Genomic DNA, 17,414 nt, shown 5'->3' with positions numbered 1-17,414 from the left:
TTGAAGAAGGCGATATGGTATTTCTGGGCCCGCATATACCGCATGTATGGTATAATGAGGAAGAATATTATAAGGGAGATGAAAACCTGAAAGCCCGTTCTGTGGTCATCTACTTTCCCAAAGACATATTTGGGGAAAAGTTTTACGGATTACCGGAAACCAAAGCCCTCAGCGAATTATTCCACCGGGCACAAAGAGGCATGAAGATCACCGGCGCCACCCATGAGCTGCTAAAGCCGGAAATCCTGGCCCTGCCCCGTAAAGAAGGACTGGACCGCATCATATCACTGCTCCACATCCTGAAAACACTGTCGGAAACCCGCGACTGCTACTACCTGGCCAGTACCGGCTATTCCCACGCCTACAACGTAAAAGATAACCATAAGATCGACGAAGTATTCAAATATGTAATGAACAACTTCTCCAAGGAAATATCCCTGCAGGATGTGGCCAGCATCACCAACCTGTCGCCCCAATCCTTTTGCCGCTTCTTTAAAAACCGCACCAAAAAGTCGTTTGTACAGTTCTTGAACGAAGTACGCATTGGCCATGCCTGCAAACGGTTAACCGAAGAAGACTGGTCCATCGCCGAAATAGCCTATTCCTGCGGATTTAAGAACCTCTCTAACTTCAACCGGTTCTTCAAGGAAATAGTAGGTAAAACTCCCAAGGAATATAAAAATGAACTTCGCCTGAAGGAAGCATGATAAAAAATGTAATTATTTTATCATTTGGTTATTGAGTTATTTTAAAAAGTAAGCGGTCAAATGTCCTGATTTCAAAATTTTCTTCTTACATTCATTTCAGTAATTATCAACCAAAACGCTTAATTACTACTGTAATCCGATGTACAGCAGTTATTCCGATAACCAGTTAATTTCGCTGCTGAAAAGCGACGACACCGCTGCCTTTAATGCCATCTACGACCGCTACAGTAAACCATTGTATTTGTTTATACACAGTAAACTGGATGCTGCCGAGATCAGCAAAGATGTGCTGCAGGAACTCTTTATTTCCCTCTGGGAGAAAAGGCATTCAATAATCCTCCGGGAATCGCTGAAAGCATACCTGTACCAGGTAGCCCGCCACAAGATCATAGACATTTACCGGAAAAACGCTACCTACCGCAAATACCTGCAGCAACTCATCGAACATTTCGATGCACAACCGCATTCCATCACGGAAACGGTAGACAATAAAGCACGGACACAGGAACTGTTTGAGGCCATCAATCAACTGCCCGGCCGTATGAAAGAAATTTTCATGCTCAGCCGGTTTGAAAACCTCAGCGTAGAACAGATTTCCACCCATCTCGGCCTTTCGCAGCAAACCGTAAAAAACCAGATCACCAAAGCGTTGAAAATACTAAGGACCAGCTATGCCAGGACCGACCTGACCATCATCCTGGCATTTGTTTATTTACTTGCCTGACCCGGGTAAAAAATAATTAAATGTACATGGTACCTTTTCCACGTTAATACGACTTAAGAACACTTAAAACGGCAACAGGTGGACACAGAACAGATTAAAATATTGCTGGAGCGGTATAACCAGGGGAATTGCTCACCTGAAGAGGCAGCTATTGTAGATCAATGGTTTGAAAATATCAACCGGCATAAGTCCACCTACGCAGCAGACAAAGAACTGGACCGCGAACTGGACAGCATCCGTTTACAGCTCAATGAACATATCAACCCCGCACCAAAAGTACGGCATATCCGTACCGGCTACTGGTATGCTGCCACTGCAGCAGTGGTATTGCTTGCAGCAGGGCTCTTCTGGTTTAACCGGCAATTGTCCCCCACCCGGGCAACCGGCAATTTCCAGCCGCCGGTAATCGCCCTGCAATCCAACCGCGTGATCAGGAACGGATTCGTGGAAATCTCTACCCCCAAAGGAAACAGGGAAAGTATTACCCTTGAAGACGGCAGCTCCCTGGAACTGAACGCAGGCAGTAAAGTGCGCTATCCTGAACATTTTGGCGCCGGCAGCCGTACCATCTTCCTGGAAGAAGGAGAAGCCTTTTTTAATGTAGCGCCCGATCCGGCCAGGCAATTCGTGGTGCATACCGGGGAACTGGCTACCACTGCACTTGGCACCGCATTTAACATTCGCGCATACGCCAGCGAAAACAAAGTAACGGTAGCACTGGTAAGCGGTAAAGTAAAAGTAGACCAACTGGATAAAAACAGCCACCCGGCTTCTTCACTCATTCTACAGCCAAGCGAACAAATCAGCTACGACCGTATTTCACTCAGCCTGGTGAAATCCGTTTTCAGTAAACCTGAAGACATAACCGGCTGGAAACAGGGATACCTTGTATTCAGGGATGCCCCCTATAATGAAATAGTAACAGGCATAGAAAACCGCTATGGCATCACCGTTGTGAACGAAAGCAATAAAAAAGAATGGAACTATAATGGCTCTTTCAAAAATGAAAGCCTGAAAGATGTGATGGATATTATCTGCCTCGCCAAATCCCTTTCTTATACCATTAAAAAAGATACCGTTTACCTGCAAAATAAAAACTAGTCCATATGAGGATAAAGCCATGCCCCCTGATGTGGTTTGTATCCACGGGGTTGATGCTGACACTCCTGCTGGCGGGAAGCCTGAACACAACGACTAGTGCCATCACGCAAACACCCGATCCGCCAACAGGTATAGTTGTCACCATCCAGGTGAAAGATAAAAACCTGGAAGATGTAATGACCGAAATTTCGGCGAAAACCGGCCTGAATTTTCACTACGACAAAGCTGATCTTAACCTGGGGAAAAAGATTACGTTAAACTGTACTAAAACACCCATCGATGAAGTGCTTACGTTATTATCAGTGCAGGCAGGGTTAAAGTTTACCCGTATCAACAACAAAATTATAGTAGGAGCAGAAAATGATACCGGACCCTCACCGGCTGTAAGCCTCCTGAATCATGTGTCCCTGGAAAGAGATATCAGTGGAACAGTACGCGATAACAAAGGCACGCCGCTCCCCGGAGTCACCATTCAGATCAAGCATTCCAATAAAGGAACCCAATCCAACGCCGATGCCGGTTTTTCACTGAAAGCCAGCACCGGCGATGTGCTTGTGTTCAGCTCTGTAGGCTTCATTACCCGCGAAGTGACCGTGGGCACCGATCCGGCTATTGATGTACGCCTGCAGGAAAATGTAAAGGCACTCAACGAACTGGTAGTTACCGCACTGGGCATCCAGAAAAAAAGCAGGGAATTGCCCTACGCCACCCAGCAACTGGATGGCGACGACCTCCAACTGGTAAAAGATGCCAATGTGATCAACAGCCTTAACGGGAAAACTGCCGGCGCCACCATCACCCGCAGCGCCTCCGGCATAGGCGGCTCTGTGAGGGTAGTACTGCGCGGCAACAAATCCACCCGCGAAAATCAACCACTGTATATTGTTGACGGGGTGCCTTATGCCAACTATACTCCTGCACAGCCGGCGGATGTATGGGGGCAGTCGCATAACATCATCGGCGCCGGTGGCCGCGATGGAGGCGATGGCATTTCCAATATCAACCCCGATGATATTGAAAGCATCAGTATCCTGAAAGGCGCCTCCGCAGCCGCGCTTTATGGCAGCCAGGCCGCCAACGGCGTGATCCTCATCACCACCAAAAAAGGTAAACCCGGCCGGAGCAAAATTGACGTTTCTTCCGATTATACCCGGGAAATGCCTTCGCTGCTACCGCCGTTGCAATACCGCTATGCACAAACCGATACACCTGGCGTAGACAAAGTAGGTACGCCACAACCCGGATCACTCGGCAGCTGGGGCCCCCCTGTGAACGCACCGGATCATGTAAAACACTTTTATAACACCGGCTCCACCTTCACCAATACCATCGCTTTCAGCGGCGGTACAGAAACCGCGCAGAGTTATTTTTCATACGCCAATACAACCAATAAAGGTATTCTTCCCACCAACAAATTCGACCGTCATACGGTAAACCTGCGCGAAACACTGAAACTGCTGAACGATAAACTGGTGATGGACGCCAACGTATCCTTCACCGCACAAAGCACCACCAACCGGCTTTCTTCGGGACTATACTACAGCCCTATTTCCGGGCTTTATACCTTCCCGCGCGGACAGGATTTCGACTATTACAAAAACAACTTTGAATATTACGACCAGGGCCGCGACCTGTACATGCAGAACTGGTGGAATATCCGCAATGATAAAAAATGGATCGGGCAGGACGATCAGCAAAACCCGATGTGGGCGCTGCACCGCGATCTACGGCTGGATTCCCGGTACCGCGGCCTGGCTACGCTGTCGCTCACCTGGCAGCTGAACGATTGGCTATCGCTGAAAGCACGCGGCAACTTCGATAAATCGCTTGATCAGTACGAACTGGAAGCCTACGCGGGTACACAGATCGTGCTGGCCGGCTCCAACGGACGCTATACCCTTGAACGCGAGTTCAATACCCAACTGTACGGGGATATGATGCTGAATGCCAGCCGCAAAATAAACAAGTGGCTGCACCTGGCGGGCAACATAGGGGCAAGTATTACAGACACCAAAGCGCATGAACGCACTTTCAACGGCTCTAATCCCAATGCAGATCCCGGGCTTACCTATCCGAATAAATTTTCCGTATCCAATATCCTCAGCACCTCGCTCGATGCGCAGCACAGCATAGACCAGAAACAGCTGCAGGCACTGTTCAGCAATATACAGGCAGGCATCAACAATTACCTGTTCCTGGATCTTACCGGGCGCAACGACTGGTCCAGCACATTTGCCTATACCTCCACCCTGCACAAAGGATACTTCTATTATTCCGCCGGCTTATCGGCCGTATGGAGCGAGATGTTTAAAATGCCGGCGGCTGTCGATTTTCTCCGTTCGCGCATTTCGTATGCCAAAGTAGGCAATGATATTGCCGCTTATTCGTCGAGGCCCGCAGCGTTTACCCTGCAAACCATTGCCGGTGTTACGCGTGTAGTGCTGAATCAGCGTACCCTGTACCCGGGGCTAAGCCTGGAGCCGGAAGATAACCGCTCGTTTGAGATAGGACTGGAAGCGCACCTGCTGAAGAACAGGATCACTGCCGATGTTACTTTCTACAAAAACAACAATTACAAACAATACATGGAAGTACCGGCGCCGCTGGGCAACAAGTATAATACCTATTATCTCAACATGGGTAACATACAAAACCAGGGATGGGAAGCCACACTTACGCTAATGCCTATACGTAATAAAGCCGTTTCCTGGACCAGCACCATCAACTTTGCCGCAAATAAAAACAAGATCGTTTCACTGTCCAATTCAAGGATCATTGGCGCAGATACCAGCAGTATGTTTGTGCTCACTGATTTCGGTGTAAATATGTTTGGCTCGTTTATCATGGAAGGAGGATCGTGGGGAGATATTTATTCCAATAAGGAACTGGTACAAAACGATAAAGGCGCCTACATGATTGATGCAGCCGGGAAATTACAGACACGTAATGCATTTAAAAAAGTAGGCAATCCAAATCCTGATTTTACCATAGGATGGAACAACAGTATCGACTACAGGAACTTTAACCTGAGTTTCCTGGTAGACGGCCGTTTCGGCGGCAAAGTGATGAGCGTTACACAGGCTGTGCTGGACTGGTACGGCGTGAGTGAAGTAAGCGCCAGGGCCCGCGATAACGGCGGTGTGAATATCAATGCCGTAAACAGTAACGGCACGCCATACAGCGGAAAAATTGATGCGCAAAGCTACTATACCACCATTGGCGGCAGGGCCGGCATTGGTGAAATGTATATGTACGATGCTACCAATATCCGCTTACGGGAACTGAGCCTGAGCTACCGCATACCGCTGAAGTGGAAATGGATCCGCAATATGCGGATGGGCATTGTAGGCAGGAACCTTTTCTTTTTTGAACTGCATGCGCCGTTTGACCCCGAAGTATCTATGGGTACCGGCAATGGCTTGCAGGGTGTAGATGTTTTCGGGTTGCCGCCTGTACGCAGTATGGGTATTAACCTGAGATTAGGAATTTAAAATACTCACCAATGAAAAGCTGGAAAACAAGCACATTATTCGCTGTTATGGCAATTATGCTGGCAGGTGCATGTACGAAGAGATTTGATGAGATCAACAAAAATCCTTTCGATTTTACGGAGGATGAACTAAAAGCCGATTATCGGCTGATGGGAGAACCTTTGTCGCAGGCACAGCTGAACCTGCTTATCTACAACGATCCTCCCACAGCCCAGTTACAGCAAAACCTCAATGCGGATGTTTTCTCCGGCTATATGATGGCGCCCACTCCTTTTGAAGGCAATATCAACAATACCAATTACGGGCTGCTGTACTACTGGAACAATAAACCCTGGCAGGTAACTTACAGCAATGTGATGAAAACCTGCGATTTTGCACAATCGAAAGCCCTGGGCCATTACGCCGATTTTTACGCATGGGCGCAGATCATCAAGGTGGAAGCTATGCATCGCATCAGTGATATTTACGGACCTGTCATTTATACAAAGTATGGGATGCTGAATGAGGAAATGGGGATTGATTATGATTCACAACAAGAGGCCTATTATGCTTTTTTTAAAGACCTGGGTGAGGCGATAGACACACTCACCGGTTTCATCAACAGGGGCTTTCCACAGCGCTTTGCCACCTTCGATCTGGTATACAAAGGCGATTATACCCAGTGGGTAAAATTTGCCAACACGCTCCGTTTACGGCTGGCCATCCGTATTTCGGGGATTGATCCGAAGAAAGCAAAGGAAGAAGGGGAAGCCGCATTGAGTCACCCACTCGGGCTGCTTACCGTTCCCGCAGATAACTTTGCAGTGAATATATCGCCGGTTACACATCCGCTGAATATCATGTGCTACACCTGGGCCGACCTGCGAATGAGCGCTCCCATGGAATCAATATTAACCGGGTATAAAGATCCCCGGCTGGCGTATTATTTTGTTCCTACCGATGATGGCGTGAATATTTATCATGGCATCCGTAATGGTATTAAGATTGCTGCCAAAGAAGAATACAGCGGTTTTTCCCAGCTGGTGAAATTCGACAGCAGGATCCTGTTCATGACGGCAGCTGAAGCCTGGTTCCTGAAAGCAGAAGCAGCATTGTACGGATGGAAAGGCGCAGGGAATGCAGCTACCTCCTATGCGGCCGGTATCAGCACCTCTTTCAACCAGTATGGCATCAATAACGCCAACGCATATATGAACAATAGCGCAGATAAACCTCATCCTTACATCGATCCGCAAAACAGTGATAACAATGTGCCGGGAGGCGATCCCCATTTAAGCTCCATCACTATTAAATGGGAAGAGAATGCACCGTTACAGCGGAAACTGGAACGTATCATTACACAGAAGTGGATTGCCATGTTTCCCGAAGGACAGGAAGCCTGGAGTGAATTTCGCCGCACCGGTTATCCAAAATTATTTCCCGTAGTGATCAATAACAGCGGCAATACTATTCCTACTGAAAAATTTATCAGGCGGTTACCCATGCCGCAGATAGAACTTGTTACCAATCCCAAAGCAGTAGCCCGTGCCATAGCCACGTTAAGAGGACCGGACACCGGCGGAACACCGCTCTGGTGGGATCTCCGGTAACATCTCCCCAAAAATAAAAATAATTTAAAACAGGATAGTACTAAAAATAACTCCGCACGACTCCTTTCCTGAAGCGCCGCATTTGAGTGCTTCACGCTATGTAACCTGTAACTAACAGACGTTATCAAAAACACATTTCATGTAAGGAAAACACATAACAACAATACTGCTTTGCTCAACCCGGTTCAACACATCGCGATAAGCGATGAGGCTTTGCACGCCCCTATGGGCCGGTACTGCATTTAACGCGAAGGAAACAACCGGTAAAGGATGGTACGCGCCATGCTAACGGGCATTTTATTTCCATCATCATGCACGCAAAAAAATGAACAGTTTAATTCAACAATACAAATCCCATTTATTAACCAAATAAAAAGGCAAGTATGAAAAAAAACCTACGCCTTATGAAAGTGTGCGCTATGACCGGTCTGGCTCTCACTTCCATATTAGCAGACAGTGCATATGCGAAGGCCGCCGGCTATACATGGTCGCCCGCATCTTCATTCCGTAGCACTTTCCAGGAAAAAGAAATCAGCGGCACCGTAAAGGATAGCAAAGGCAATCCGCTGCCCGGTGTTACCGTACAAATTAAAGGCGCCTCCAAAGGCACACAAACAAGTGCAGAAGGCAAATATCATATCAATGCTAAAACCGGTGATGTACTTGTTTTCAGCTATGTTGGTTTTGCCGTTAAAGAAAGCAGCATTGGCAGCAATCCTACGGTGAATGTTACATTGGAGGACAATGTAAAAGGACTGAATGAACTGGTGGTGACCGCACTCGGAATACAACGTAAAGCAAAAGACCTTACCTACTCTACCCAACAGGTAAAAGGAGAAGATCTCACCAATGTAAAAGAAACAAACGTTATTAATAGCTTATCCGGTAAAGTATCCGGCCTGCAGATCAATCGCAGCGCTTCCGGTGTGGGCGGTTCCGCCAGGGTGATATTACGCGGACAAAAATCCATCCGTGAAAACCAGCCCCTGTACGTAGTTGATGGCGTACCTATTGCCAACTTCACCAGCGCACAACCAGGAGACCTGTGGGGACAAGCGTCAGGCGCATCTTCCGGCGGTCGCGATGGAGGCGATATCTTAAGTACCATCAACCCCGATGATATTGAAAGCATCAACGTGTTAAAAGGTGCTTCGGCATCTGCACTGTACGGCAGCCAGGCAGGTAATGGCGTTATCATCATCACCACCAAAAAAGGAAAGATTGGCCAGGCGAAAGTGAACTTCTCCTCCAACTTTACTATCGACAGACCTGCTTATCTCCCTGAATCACAGAACTCCTATCTTCAAACAGCTGCGGGCACCATCGATAGCTGGGGCAAAGCAGGCAATAGCCCCGAGATAGTAAAGGATTTCTTCAGAACCGGTACTACCTGGATCAACTCCATAAACGTAGCCGGCGGCACCGAAAAAGCACAAACCTATTTCTCTTATTCCAATACCGCGAACAAGGGAATAATGCCCACCGCAAAGTATGGTCAGCATACCCTCAATTTCAGGGAAACAGGCAACTTCCTGAACGACAAACTGACTATTGATGCGAACGTGCAGATGACCACACAAAATGCACACAACCGCCCTACTTCCGGTTTGTATTATAACCCGCTTACCGGTTTATACGTTTTCCCGAGAGGACTGGACTTTGAAAGTTATAAAAATAACTACGAGTACTTTTCTACCATGCGTAACGTGAACATGCAGAACTGGTGGAATATTAATTATGATAAGGGGCAGGCAGGGGAAGATTTCCAGCAGAACCCCTACTGGATCCTGAACAGGAACGTTACCGAAAACAGGAAAGATAACCTCATTGCTTCACTGAGCCTGCGATATGCCATCAACGACTGGTTAAATGTACAGGTGCGTGGTAACGCCAACAAAGCATGGGACAAGTATGAGCTGAAAGCAAATGCCGGCACACAAACAACCATTGCGGATGCCAACGGCCGTTATACTTATGATTACCTTACCAGCACACAATACTACGGCGACCTGTTGATATCCGGTAACAGGAAATTGTCTGACAAACTCGGATTTAATTTTACCGCCGGTACCAGCATCAACGATCTGAAACAGGACCGCACCTTTATAGATTCCAAAGACGGCGATCTTGCATTTGCCAATGTATTTCACATAGGTAACCTGAAACTGAGTCCCGCTGCAAAATTAACGCCCACCGGCTCCAGGAGGCAGACCCAATCCGTATTTGCAACAGCTGGTGTAAACCTGAGCGAAAAAGTATTCCTGGACCTCACTGCCCGTAACGACTGGTCATCCACCCTCGCTTATACGCCTTCCATGAAGAAAGGATATCTCTATTACTCCGCCGGTTTGAATACCATTCTCAGCGATGTATTCAGGATGCCTTCTTCCATCACTTATTCAAAGATCCGCGCTTCCTACGCGAAAGTGGGGAATGATGTGGACCAGTTTGTAACACGGCCTACCAACCAGGTCATTTCAGGAACGCTGATATCCAATATTGCCGGTCCTTTTGGCGGTATTGCGCTGAAACCAGAGATCACTACTTCCGTTGAAATTGGTACAGAGTGGAGATTCTTCGACAACCGCCTGAACCTGGATGTTACCTGGTATAACTCTCACACCAAAAACCAGTACTTCGACTTTCCCGTATCCGTGGGCTACCTGTATCCGAATGCTTACCTGAATGCAGGCGATGTACAGAATACCGGTATTGAAGCCACACTGGGATACCAGGTGATCAAACAAAAGAATGTAGGATGGAATACCGGCTTCAATTTTACCCGTAACCGGAATAAGCTCATCAAACTGGCGCCGCAGTTAAACGGGGATTATACCATCACACCCAAAGGAGACAACGTGAACACCTATGCGTTGGTACTTCATGAAGGCAGCGCCTATGGCGATATCTACGGAAAGAAAGCCTTACGCGATGAAAGCGGTGCGCTGGTAATAGATGATGAAACCGGTAAACCAAAGGCAAAAGACGGTAAACTGGAATACCTGGGTAACCCTACCCCTGATTTCCTGCTGGGATGGAACAACTCCATCAACTGGAAAAAATTCAACGTGAATATCCTCGTGGATGGCCGCTTTGGCGGTAAGGTAATGAGTATTACCCAGGCGATGATGGACCAGTACGGTGTATCAAAAGTAACTGGAGACGCCCGTAATAACGGCGGTGTGGATGTTCCTGCCGTTTACGCCAGCGGCAAGGCGTACACCGGTAAAATACCCGCAGACCTGTACTACCAGGGCATAGGCGGCCGTGCCGGTATCACCGAATTTTATATGTACGATGCAACCAATATCCGTTTAAGAGAATTATCTATCAGCTATAGTTTCGCATTGAAACCAGGATTTTTCAAAGATATGAAGCTTGGACTGGTAGGACGTAACCTGTTCTTCATCACTAAAAAAGCGCCTTACGATCCTGAACTGAGCATGAGCACCGGTAACGGTGTACAAGGTGTGGACGTATTTGGATTACCATCTACCCGCAGCTTTGGACTGAACCTGAAATGTGCATTTTAACCTGATTTAGAACAACAAAAACAAGAGCTATGAATTATAAAATATTCAAAATAGCTGGTCTGGCGATGGCAGCCACACTATGCTTCAGCAGCTGTACCAAAAACTTTGAAGACATCAATAAAAACCCGTACGGTTCTACCGATGATGAACTGGCAGCGGACTTCGCATTGGTTCCAGCCTTACTGCAACAAGCGCAACGCAGCATTTACCTGTACCAGCCGGCGCCTACTTTCCAGCTGCAGCAAAACCTGCTGAGTGATATTTACAGTGGCTATATGATGTCGCCCACCCCTTTTGGCGGTAACATTAACAACATCACTTACAGCTTTGTGGATGGATGGATCAACACTACTTTCAGCACCGGCTATACCAATGTAATGAACCCCTGCTACAAAGTGGCCGGGTTCACAAAGGGTAAAGTTGAGGACAGCTATGCCATGTCGCTCATCATTAAGGTGGAAGCCATGCATCGTACCTCTGATATCTTCGGTCCTATCATCTACAGTAAATATAACACGCCAAATGCCGACGGCTCTATCGATTACGACAGCCAGAAGGATGTGTATTACACCTTCTTTGAAGAGCTGAAAACAGCCATCGATATTCTTACGCCGCTGGCAGATAAACCATCTGCAGCGCTGTTCACAAAGTCCGATCTTGTATATGGTGGTAACTATAAGCAATGGTTACAGTTCGCCAACACCCTGCGCTTACGGCTTGCGTTACGCATTGTAAACGTAGACCAGGCCAAAGCCAAACTGGAAGGAGAAGCCGCCCTGGCCAATGCAGGTGGCTTACTGCAAACCTATAAAGACAACTTCACGGTAGATATTGGTACCACCACGCACCCGCTGAACACCATCTGCGGTTCATGGGGCGATATCCTGATGGGTGCCCCAATGGGTACTTATCTAGGTGGCTACAACGATCCCCGTCTGCCTTTATACTTCAAAAAAGCAGTGGACCCGGTGGTAAAAGATAAATACATCGGCATCCGCAACGGTATCAACATTGACGGTAAAGCGCGCTACGCCGATTATTCCAAACTGGTAGACCTGCCCGGCAAGTTACAGCTGGTAACTGCTGCAGAAGCCTGGTTCCTGAAAGCAGAAGCCGCTGCCCGCGGATGGGCCGGCGCCGGTAATGCACAAACCAATTATGAAACCGGTATACAAACCTCCTTTAATCAATATGCACTGGGCAGCGCCAGCACTTATTATAACAATGCTACTTCCCTGCCTGCTGAATATATTGATCCCAAAGCGATGACAGCCGGACAAAACGATATTAAAAAAGGCTCTCAATACCTGAGCACCATCACCATTAAATGGGAAGAAGGCGCCACCTTCGATAAGAAACTGGAACGCATCATTACCCAGAAATGGATTGCTAATTTCCCCGAAGGACAGGAAGCATGGAGTGAATTTCGCCGTACCGGTTATCCGAAACTGTTCCCGGTGGTGGTGAACAACAGTGGTGGAAAAGTGAGTACTACTGATTTTGTTCGCAGGGCGCCGTTCCCCAGTAATGAATACTCCACCAATGGCGCTGGTGTTGCTAAAGCCGTTACTACGCTGAGCGAACCGAAAGACGTAGGCGGTACACACCTGTGGTGGGATCCTAAAAAATAAAAACGAACATTCTTATTTTGAATCGCGTGCATAAAAAAGGCCGGTCCTGTTGAGGACCGGCATTCATGAAAAAGCGATGCTCCTGAAAATATTTTCACACCATTCATTCAATATAGGTCACATTCAGGAAATTATCACCGTTGGCATTCCTGCCGATGGTTTTTAAAGAGAACAAAAAAGCCGGGCCATTAAAGCCCGGCTTCCCTTTTTTTATACTTTCTACTTTTGAAAAAACTGGTGGAAAAACAGCAACTGGTATTTCACCGCATTACTCCAGTACATCCAGTTATGCTCCCCCGGGCGTTCCGTATAGTCGTGATCGATACCTGCCAGTAATAATTTTTTATGAAGATCCCGGTTTACATCAATAAAAAAGTCTTTCACCCCGCAATCAATGATCAGCGATAATGCACCGGACTTCAGGCCGTCTACCTGCTTCATTACCGTATAGTCGTACCAGTTGGCGCCATCCGGCCCGGGCTCACCGAGGCGTTTTTTTATCTCCCAGTTCTTGGGAAAAGGCCGGATATCCACACCGCCGCTCATGCTACCGGCAGCGCCAAACACGTCCTGGTGGCGGATGGCAAGGAATAACGCGCCGTGGCCGCCCATACTCAGGCCGGCAATGGCGCGATGAGCTGGTTCGGGCAGGGTTTGATAATGCTGGTCTATATATTGCGGGACTTCCTTTGATACATAGGTTTCAAAGCGCATGGAGCTATCTACCGGGCTGTCAAAATACCAGCTGGTTACTGCACCGTCGGGGCATACGATCATACACTGGTAGGCATCTGCCAGTTCTTTGATCACCGGCACATTGGTGACCCAGTTGGCGAAATTGCCGCCGGCGCCGTGCAGCAGGTATACTACCGGGTACCGCCGGGTGCCGTTTTTATAGGTAGCGGGGGTAATCACCACGCATTTGTAGGCACGCTTCATTTTGGCACTAAGAATGGATACGGTGTCCACATCCGCTGCCCTGGCCGTTTGCGCGAGGCATATCAATAATAATAAACGGGCTATTGCTTTCATAAACTCTGGCTTTTAAGGAATCTTGAAAAGTAAGGCGGCTACCATACTATGATGATAGCCGCCACAAAATATAAAATAGCTTGTTTATTTTATACTGGCTTTCTTCATCGGGTTATCTCCGCTGGAAGCCCCACGTACGCCCCCGGTTGATTTAAACAGCTCGAACCTGGAAGTTGCGGCCTCACGGGGCCAGCTGTTATTGCTTTCGTCTATATCAGCTGTTTCACGCTGTGGATCCAATTTCACGGCTACCACCTGTTTGTCTTTAGCAAATACTTTTGTCACTTCATTTTCATTTTTGCGCCAGATATAAGCGGAAATGCGGTCGGTTTCTTTAGTACCGTCTGCAAAGGTCCATTCAATAATGAGCGGCATTACCATTCCGCCTTTATTGGAAAATGTAAGCTGGTAGAAGTTCTTCTTACTATCGTACAGCATTTTTTCTTCTTTGCTTAAGCCGTTGTAAAACTGGTTATAGGCAGCTTTATCTTCCTGGCTTACCTCAAAGCGGTTCCATTTGCTGTAGAAGTCCTGCAGGCTGGTATCCTGATCTACCGCGAACTTTACGCCAGCGGCTTTGTTGCGCTGCCTGGCTACGTGGTCCATGTTTCTATCATAAGCTGCCTGTGAACTTTTAGCGGTTTCCTCCGGGTTCTTTCCATCCATGCGATACCATTTTACGCTGTCGATGGAAATATCTACCGGTTCAATGCCAAAGAACCATCCACGCCAGAACCAATCCAGGTCTACTGCAGACGCATCTTCCATGGTACGGAACAAATCGGCTGGTGTGGGATGTTTGAATGCCCAGCGGCGTGCATATTCACGGAAGGCAAAATCAAACAGGTCGCGGCCCATGATGGTTTCCCGGAGAATATTCAGTCCGGTTGCCGGTTTTGCGTAGGCATTAGGCCCAAACTGCACAATGTTCTCGGAGTTTGTCATGATAGGTTCCAGCTGATCTTTCGGCATCTTCATATAATCCACGATCTTATGGGCAGGGCCACGACCGGAAGGAAAGTTGCTATCCCACTCCTGCTCCGCCATAAACTGGCAGAAAGTATTAAGCCCTTCATCCATCCATGTCCACTGTCTTTCATCGGAGTTCACGATCATGGGGAAGAAGTTATGTCCCACTTCATGGGTGATCACCCCTATCATACCGTTCTTTGTTGCTTCGCTGTAGGTACCATCCTTATCGGCGCGGCCGTAGTTAAAGCAGATCATGGGGTATTCCATTCCATTGGCTGCTTCCACGGAAATGGCCACCGGGTAAGGATATGGAATGGTATGTTTGGAATAGGACTTAAGCGTATGCGCCACTACTTTGGAAGAATACCTGCGGTACAGCGGGTATGCTTCGGGCCCGTAGTACGACATGGCCATTACCTTATTACCTTCCACGTTAGCAGCGAGCGCATCCCATACAATGCGGCGGGACGATACCCAGGCGAAGTCGCGTACATTCTGCGCTTCATACACCCAGGTGTTTGTTTTACCGGAGTGGCGCTGCATGGCTTTTTTTGCTTCGTCGAGGTTTACCACTTCCACGGGTTCTTTGCTGTTCTGCGCCTGCTGCCAGCGTTGGTATTGCGCTGGTGTTAGCACTTCCTTATAGTTCTGGCATTCGCCGGTAGCGCCTACTATGTGATCGGCAGGAACGGTCATGCGCACACGAAAATTGCCAAACGTAAGGGCAAATTCCCCTCTGCCGGTAAACTGTTTATTTTGCCAGCCCTGGAAGTCGGAATATACTGCCAGTCGCGGGTACCACTGGGAAATGGTATACAGGTAATTTTTATCTTCCGGGAAATACTCATAACCGCCACGGCCACCGATCGTCATACGGTCGGAGATATTATACCACCATGATACCCTGAACCGGTATTTTTCACCGGGCATCAATGGTTTTGGCAGATCTATACGAAGCATGGTCTGATTGATCGTGTAAGGCAATGCTTTACCATCGGCATCTGTGAGCTTTACAATCTTTACACCCAGGTCTTTCCCTGCAGGAAGGATCTTATTCAATGTAGACATTGTCATTTTGTCCGACATGCGGCTTTCGTCGAATTGCTGGTTGTCGCTTTTACTGTCATGCTCATTTTCATCCAGCTGCAGCCACAGGTAGGTAAGCGGGTCGGGCGAATTATTAAAGTAGGTGATGGTTTCTGCGCCGGTGAGTTTCTGCTGTTCATCGTCCAGCTGCGCTTCTATATCATAATCAGCCCGCTGCTGCCAGTATTTTGGACCGGGCGCCCCGGACGCGGAGCGGTACATATTGGGTGTTTGTAACATAGTACCCAGCTGCTCAAAACGGTTGCCATGATTGGATCCGGGATTGTTTTGCGCCTGCAGCAGCAATGCGCTGCAACACAACACCCCGGCGAGGTAAAGTTGTTTTCTCATAAACAGTATTATATAAACAGTGCTCTTACACCTTGAATAACCATTAAAAACGCTACGCCAAAAGTAGCAGAGGAGAGGAACATGTTCCAGTCCCGGCGTTTTAAGCCGCCAAATTTCACGATCGCAGTAGAAATGAGCAATATGCACATTACAATAATGATCTGCCCAAATTCCAGCCCCAAATTGAATCCAAGGAGTGGTTTAACAATATTTGCCTGGCTTCCCAACAAACTTTTCAGATAATTGGAAAACCCAAGTCCATGGATCAATCCGAAAAATAGTGCATAGAAATAGTTCAGTTGCAGCTTTTGCGGCTCATCGTCTTTCCGGATAATATTGGAAATGGCGGTAATACAAATGGTAACGGGTATCAAAAATTCGATCAGTGCCGCAGGTATACGGATAATGTGTAACACACTTAAAGCCAGCGTAATAGAATGCCCCACTGTAAATGCAGTCACCAGTACCAATACTTTTCTCCAGTCGCGCAGCAGGTAAATGGCGCTTAACGCTATTACAAAAAGAATATGGTCATACGCATCCCAGTTTATAATATGTTGCCACCCCAGCTGAAAATACAACTCGTCCATTGTCCCCTTTTCTATAATTTTGGTAATTATAAAAAGTAAAAGTTAATTTTTTTTAAATTTTTAGTCCAGTGGGTTTATTATTATGTAAATGGTGGATGACCTTGTGGCTTACAATGCTGCACCCGTTTTATGCAAGCGTGACGGAGATTTCGCATGATGCCGGCAAAAAGGAACTGCAGGTAAGCTGCCGTATTTTTACAGACGACCTGGAAAATACACTTAAAGCGCAATACAAGGTCCCGCTGGATCTTACTCATCCTGCCAACAGGAAACAGGCGGAGGAATATGTGGCTGCCTATCTTTCACAACATCTTGTAATTACGCTCGACGGTAAAAATATTCCCCTGCATTTTATTGGTTATAAGGTAGAAGAAGATGCGGTGTGGAGCTTCCTGGAAGCGGAAAATATACCCGTGCCCAAAAAGGTACAGGTGAAGAATAACCTGTTGTATGAACGACATGCTACGCAAACGAATATGGTGCATGTGCTGGTAGGTGGTGAGCGGAAAAGCACGAAGCTGGATAACCCGGAAGAGGTGGCGGTGATGGGGTTTTAGCATAAAAGGAAAACCACAGGAATTTCAATAAATAAAATAAAATTTTATAC

At 47.5% G+C, this 17,414-nt stretch carries 11 protein-coding genes; 8 read left to right on the top strand and 3 right to left on the bottom strand.

Annotation, left to right across the window (positions count from 1 at the left end; translation table 11 throughout):
* The 7 genes from VN105_RS03920 to VN105_RS03890 form a co-directional block, all read left to right on the top strand.
* On the top strand, window positions 1-707 hold a 707-nt coding region (locus VN105_RS03920), incomplete at its 5' end, for an AraC family transcriptional regulator (RefSeq protein WP_325638133.1).
* A 139-nt stretch (window positions 708-846) separates the two neighbouring features.
* The gene (locus VN105_RS03915) at window positions 847-1,431 is read left to right on the top strand and encodes an RNA polymerase sigma-70 factor (RefSeq protein ID WP_325638131.1); all 585 of its coding nucleotides are present in this window, start codon (window positions 847-849) and stop codon (window positions 1,429-1,431) included.
* 78 nt (window positions 1,432-1,509) lie between these two features.
* Window positions 1,510-2,532: a FecR family protein gene (locus VN105_RS03910; protein WP_325638129.1), complete on the top strand. Its 1,023-nt coding sequence runs from the start codon at window positions 1,510-1,512 to the stop codon at window positions 2,530-2,532.
* A gap of 5 nt (window positions 2,533-2,537) precedes the next feature.
* Window positions 2,538-6,023 carry a SusC/RagA family TonB-linked outer membrane protein gene (locus tag VN105_RS03905; RefSeq protein WP_325638127.1) on the top strand — a complete coding sequence of 1,162 codons (3,486 nt, stop codon included), beginning with the start codon at window positions 2,538-2,540 and terminating at the stop codon, window positions 6,021-6,023.
* An 11-nt stretch (window positions 6,024-6,034) separates the two neighbouring features.
* Window positions 6,035-7,612, top strand: a complete 1,578-nt coding sequence (locus tag VN105_RS03900) for a SusD/RagB family nutrient-binding outer membrane lipoprotein (RefSeq protein WP_325638125.1) — start codon at window positions 6,035-6,037, stop codon at window positions 7,610-7,612.
* Between the two features lie 383 nt (window positions 7,613-7,995).
* Window positions 7,996-11,145 (top strand): SusC/RagA family TonB-linked outer membrane protein, encoded by a 3,150-nt coding sequence (locus VN105_RS03895; protein ID WP_325638123.1) that lies wholly within the window; start codon window positions 7,996-7,998, stop codon window positions 11,143-11,145.
* A gap of 29 nt (window positions 11,146-11,174) precedes the next feature.
* Complete coding sequence (locus VN105_RS03890; protein ID WP_325638121.1) at window positions 11,175-12,776, top strand: SusD/RagB family nutrient-binding outer membrane lipoprotein; 1,602 nt, start codon at window positions 11,175-11,177, stop codon at window positions 12,774-12,776.
* 219 nt (window positions 12,777-12,995) lie between these two features.
* Here the strand turns inward: VN105_RS03890 and VN105_RS03885 are convergent, their stop codons facing one another.
* The 3 genes from VN105_RS03885 to VN105_RS03875 all read right to left on the bottom strand — a co-directional run bounded on the left by VN105_RS03885 (window position 12,996) and on the right by VN105_RS03875 (window position 16,807).
* Complete coding sequence (locus tag VN105_RS03885; protein ID WP_325638119.1) at window positions 12,996-13,808, bottom strand: alpha/beta hydrolase family protein; 813 nt, start codon at window positions 13,806-13,808, stop codon at window positions 12,996-12,998.
* A gap of 84 nt (window positions 13,809-13,892) precedes the next feature.
* Complete coding sequence (locus VN105_RS03880) at window positions 13,893-16,217, bottom strand: M1 family metallopeptidase (RefSeq protein WP_325638118.1); 2,325 nt, start codon at window positions 16,215-16,217, stop codon at window positions 13,893-13,895.
* 8 nt (window positions 16,218-16,225) lie between these two features.
* Window positions 16,226-16,807, bottom strand: a complete 582-nt coding sequence (locus tag VN105_RS03875) for a HupE/UreJ family protein (RefSeq protein WP_325638117.1) — start codon at window positions 16,805-16,807, stop codon at window positions 16,226-16,228.
* Between the two features lie 68 nt (window positions 16,808-16,875).
* On the opposite strand from VN105_RS03875, the gene VN105_RS03870 reads away from it, so the two are divergent.
* Window positions 16,876-17,364: a DUF6702 family protein gene (locus VN105_RS03870; RefSeq protein ID WP_325638115.1), complete on the top strand. Its 489-nt coding sequence runs from the start codon at window positions 16,876-16,878 to the stop codon at window positions 17,362-17,364.
* The last annotated feature ends 50 nt before the right edge of the window (window positions 17,365-17,414 follow it).

Source organism: Chitinophaga sp., from assembly GCF_035564935.1.
Lineage (GTDB): Bacteria > Bacteroidota > Bacteroidia > Chitinophagales > Chitinophagaceae > Chitinophaga.
The sequence above is the reverse complement of the archived record's forward strand: the minus strand, read 5'-3'. Positions and strand labels throughout refer to the sequence as shown.

Excerpts from the sequence above, each read along its gene's own strand:
- VN105_RS03885 (WP_325638119.1), bottom strand. The coding sequence starts at position 13,808 with ATGAAAGCAATAGCCCGTTTATTATTATTGATATGCCTCGCGCAAACG.
- VN105_RS03875 (WP_325638117.1), bottom strand. The coding sequence starts at position 16,807 with ATGGACGAGTTGTATTTTCAGCTGGGGTGGCAACATATTATAAACTGG.
- VN105_RS03895 (WP_325638123.1), top strand. The coding sequence starts at position 7,996 with ATGAAAAAAAACCTACGCCTTATGAAAGTGTGCGCTATGACCGGTCTG.
- VN105_RS03900 (WP_325638125.1), top strand. The coding sequence starts at position 6,035 with ATGAAAAGCTGGAAAACAAGCACATTATTCGCTGTTATGGCAATTATG.
- VN105_RS03880 (WP_325638118.1), bottom strand. The coding sequence starts at position 16,217 with ATGAGAAAACAACTTTACCTCGCCGGGGTGTTGTGTTGCAGCGCATTG.
- VN105_RS03915 (WP_325638131.1), top strand. The coding sequence starts at position 847 with ATGTACAGCAGTTATTCCGATAACCAGTTAATTTCGCTGCTGAAAAGC.
- VN105_RS03890 (WP_325638121.1), top strand. The coding sequence starts at position 11,175 with ATGAATTATAAAATATTCAAAATAGCTGGTCTGGCGATGGCAGCCACA.
- VN105_RS03905 (WP_325638127.1), top strand. The coding sequence starts at position 2,538 with ATGAGGATAAAGCCATGCCCCCTGATGTGGTTTGTATCCACGGGGTTG.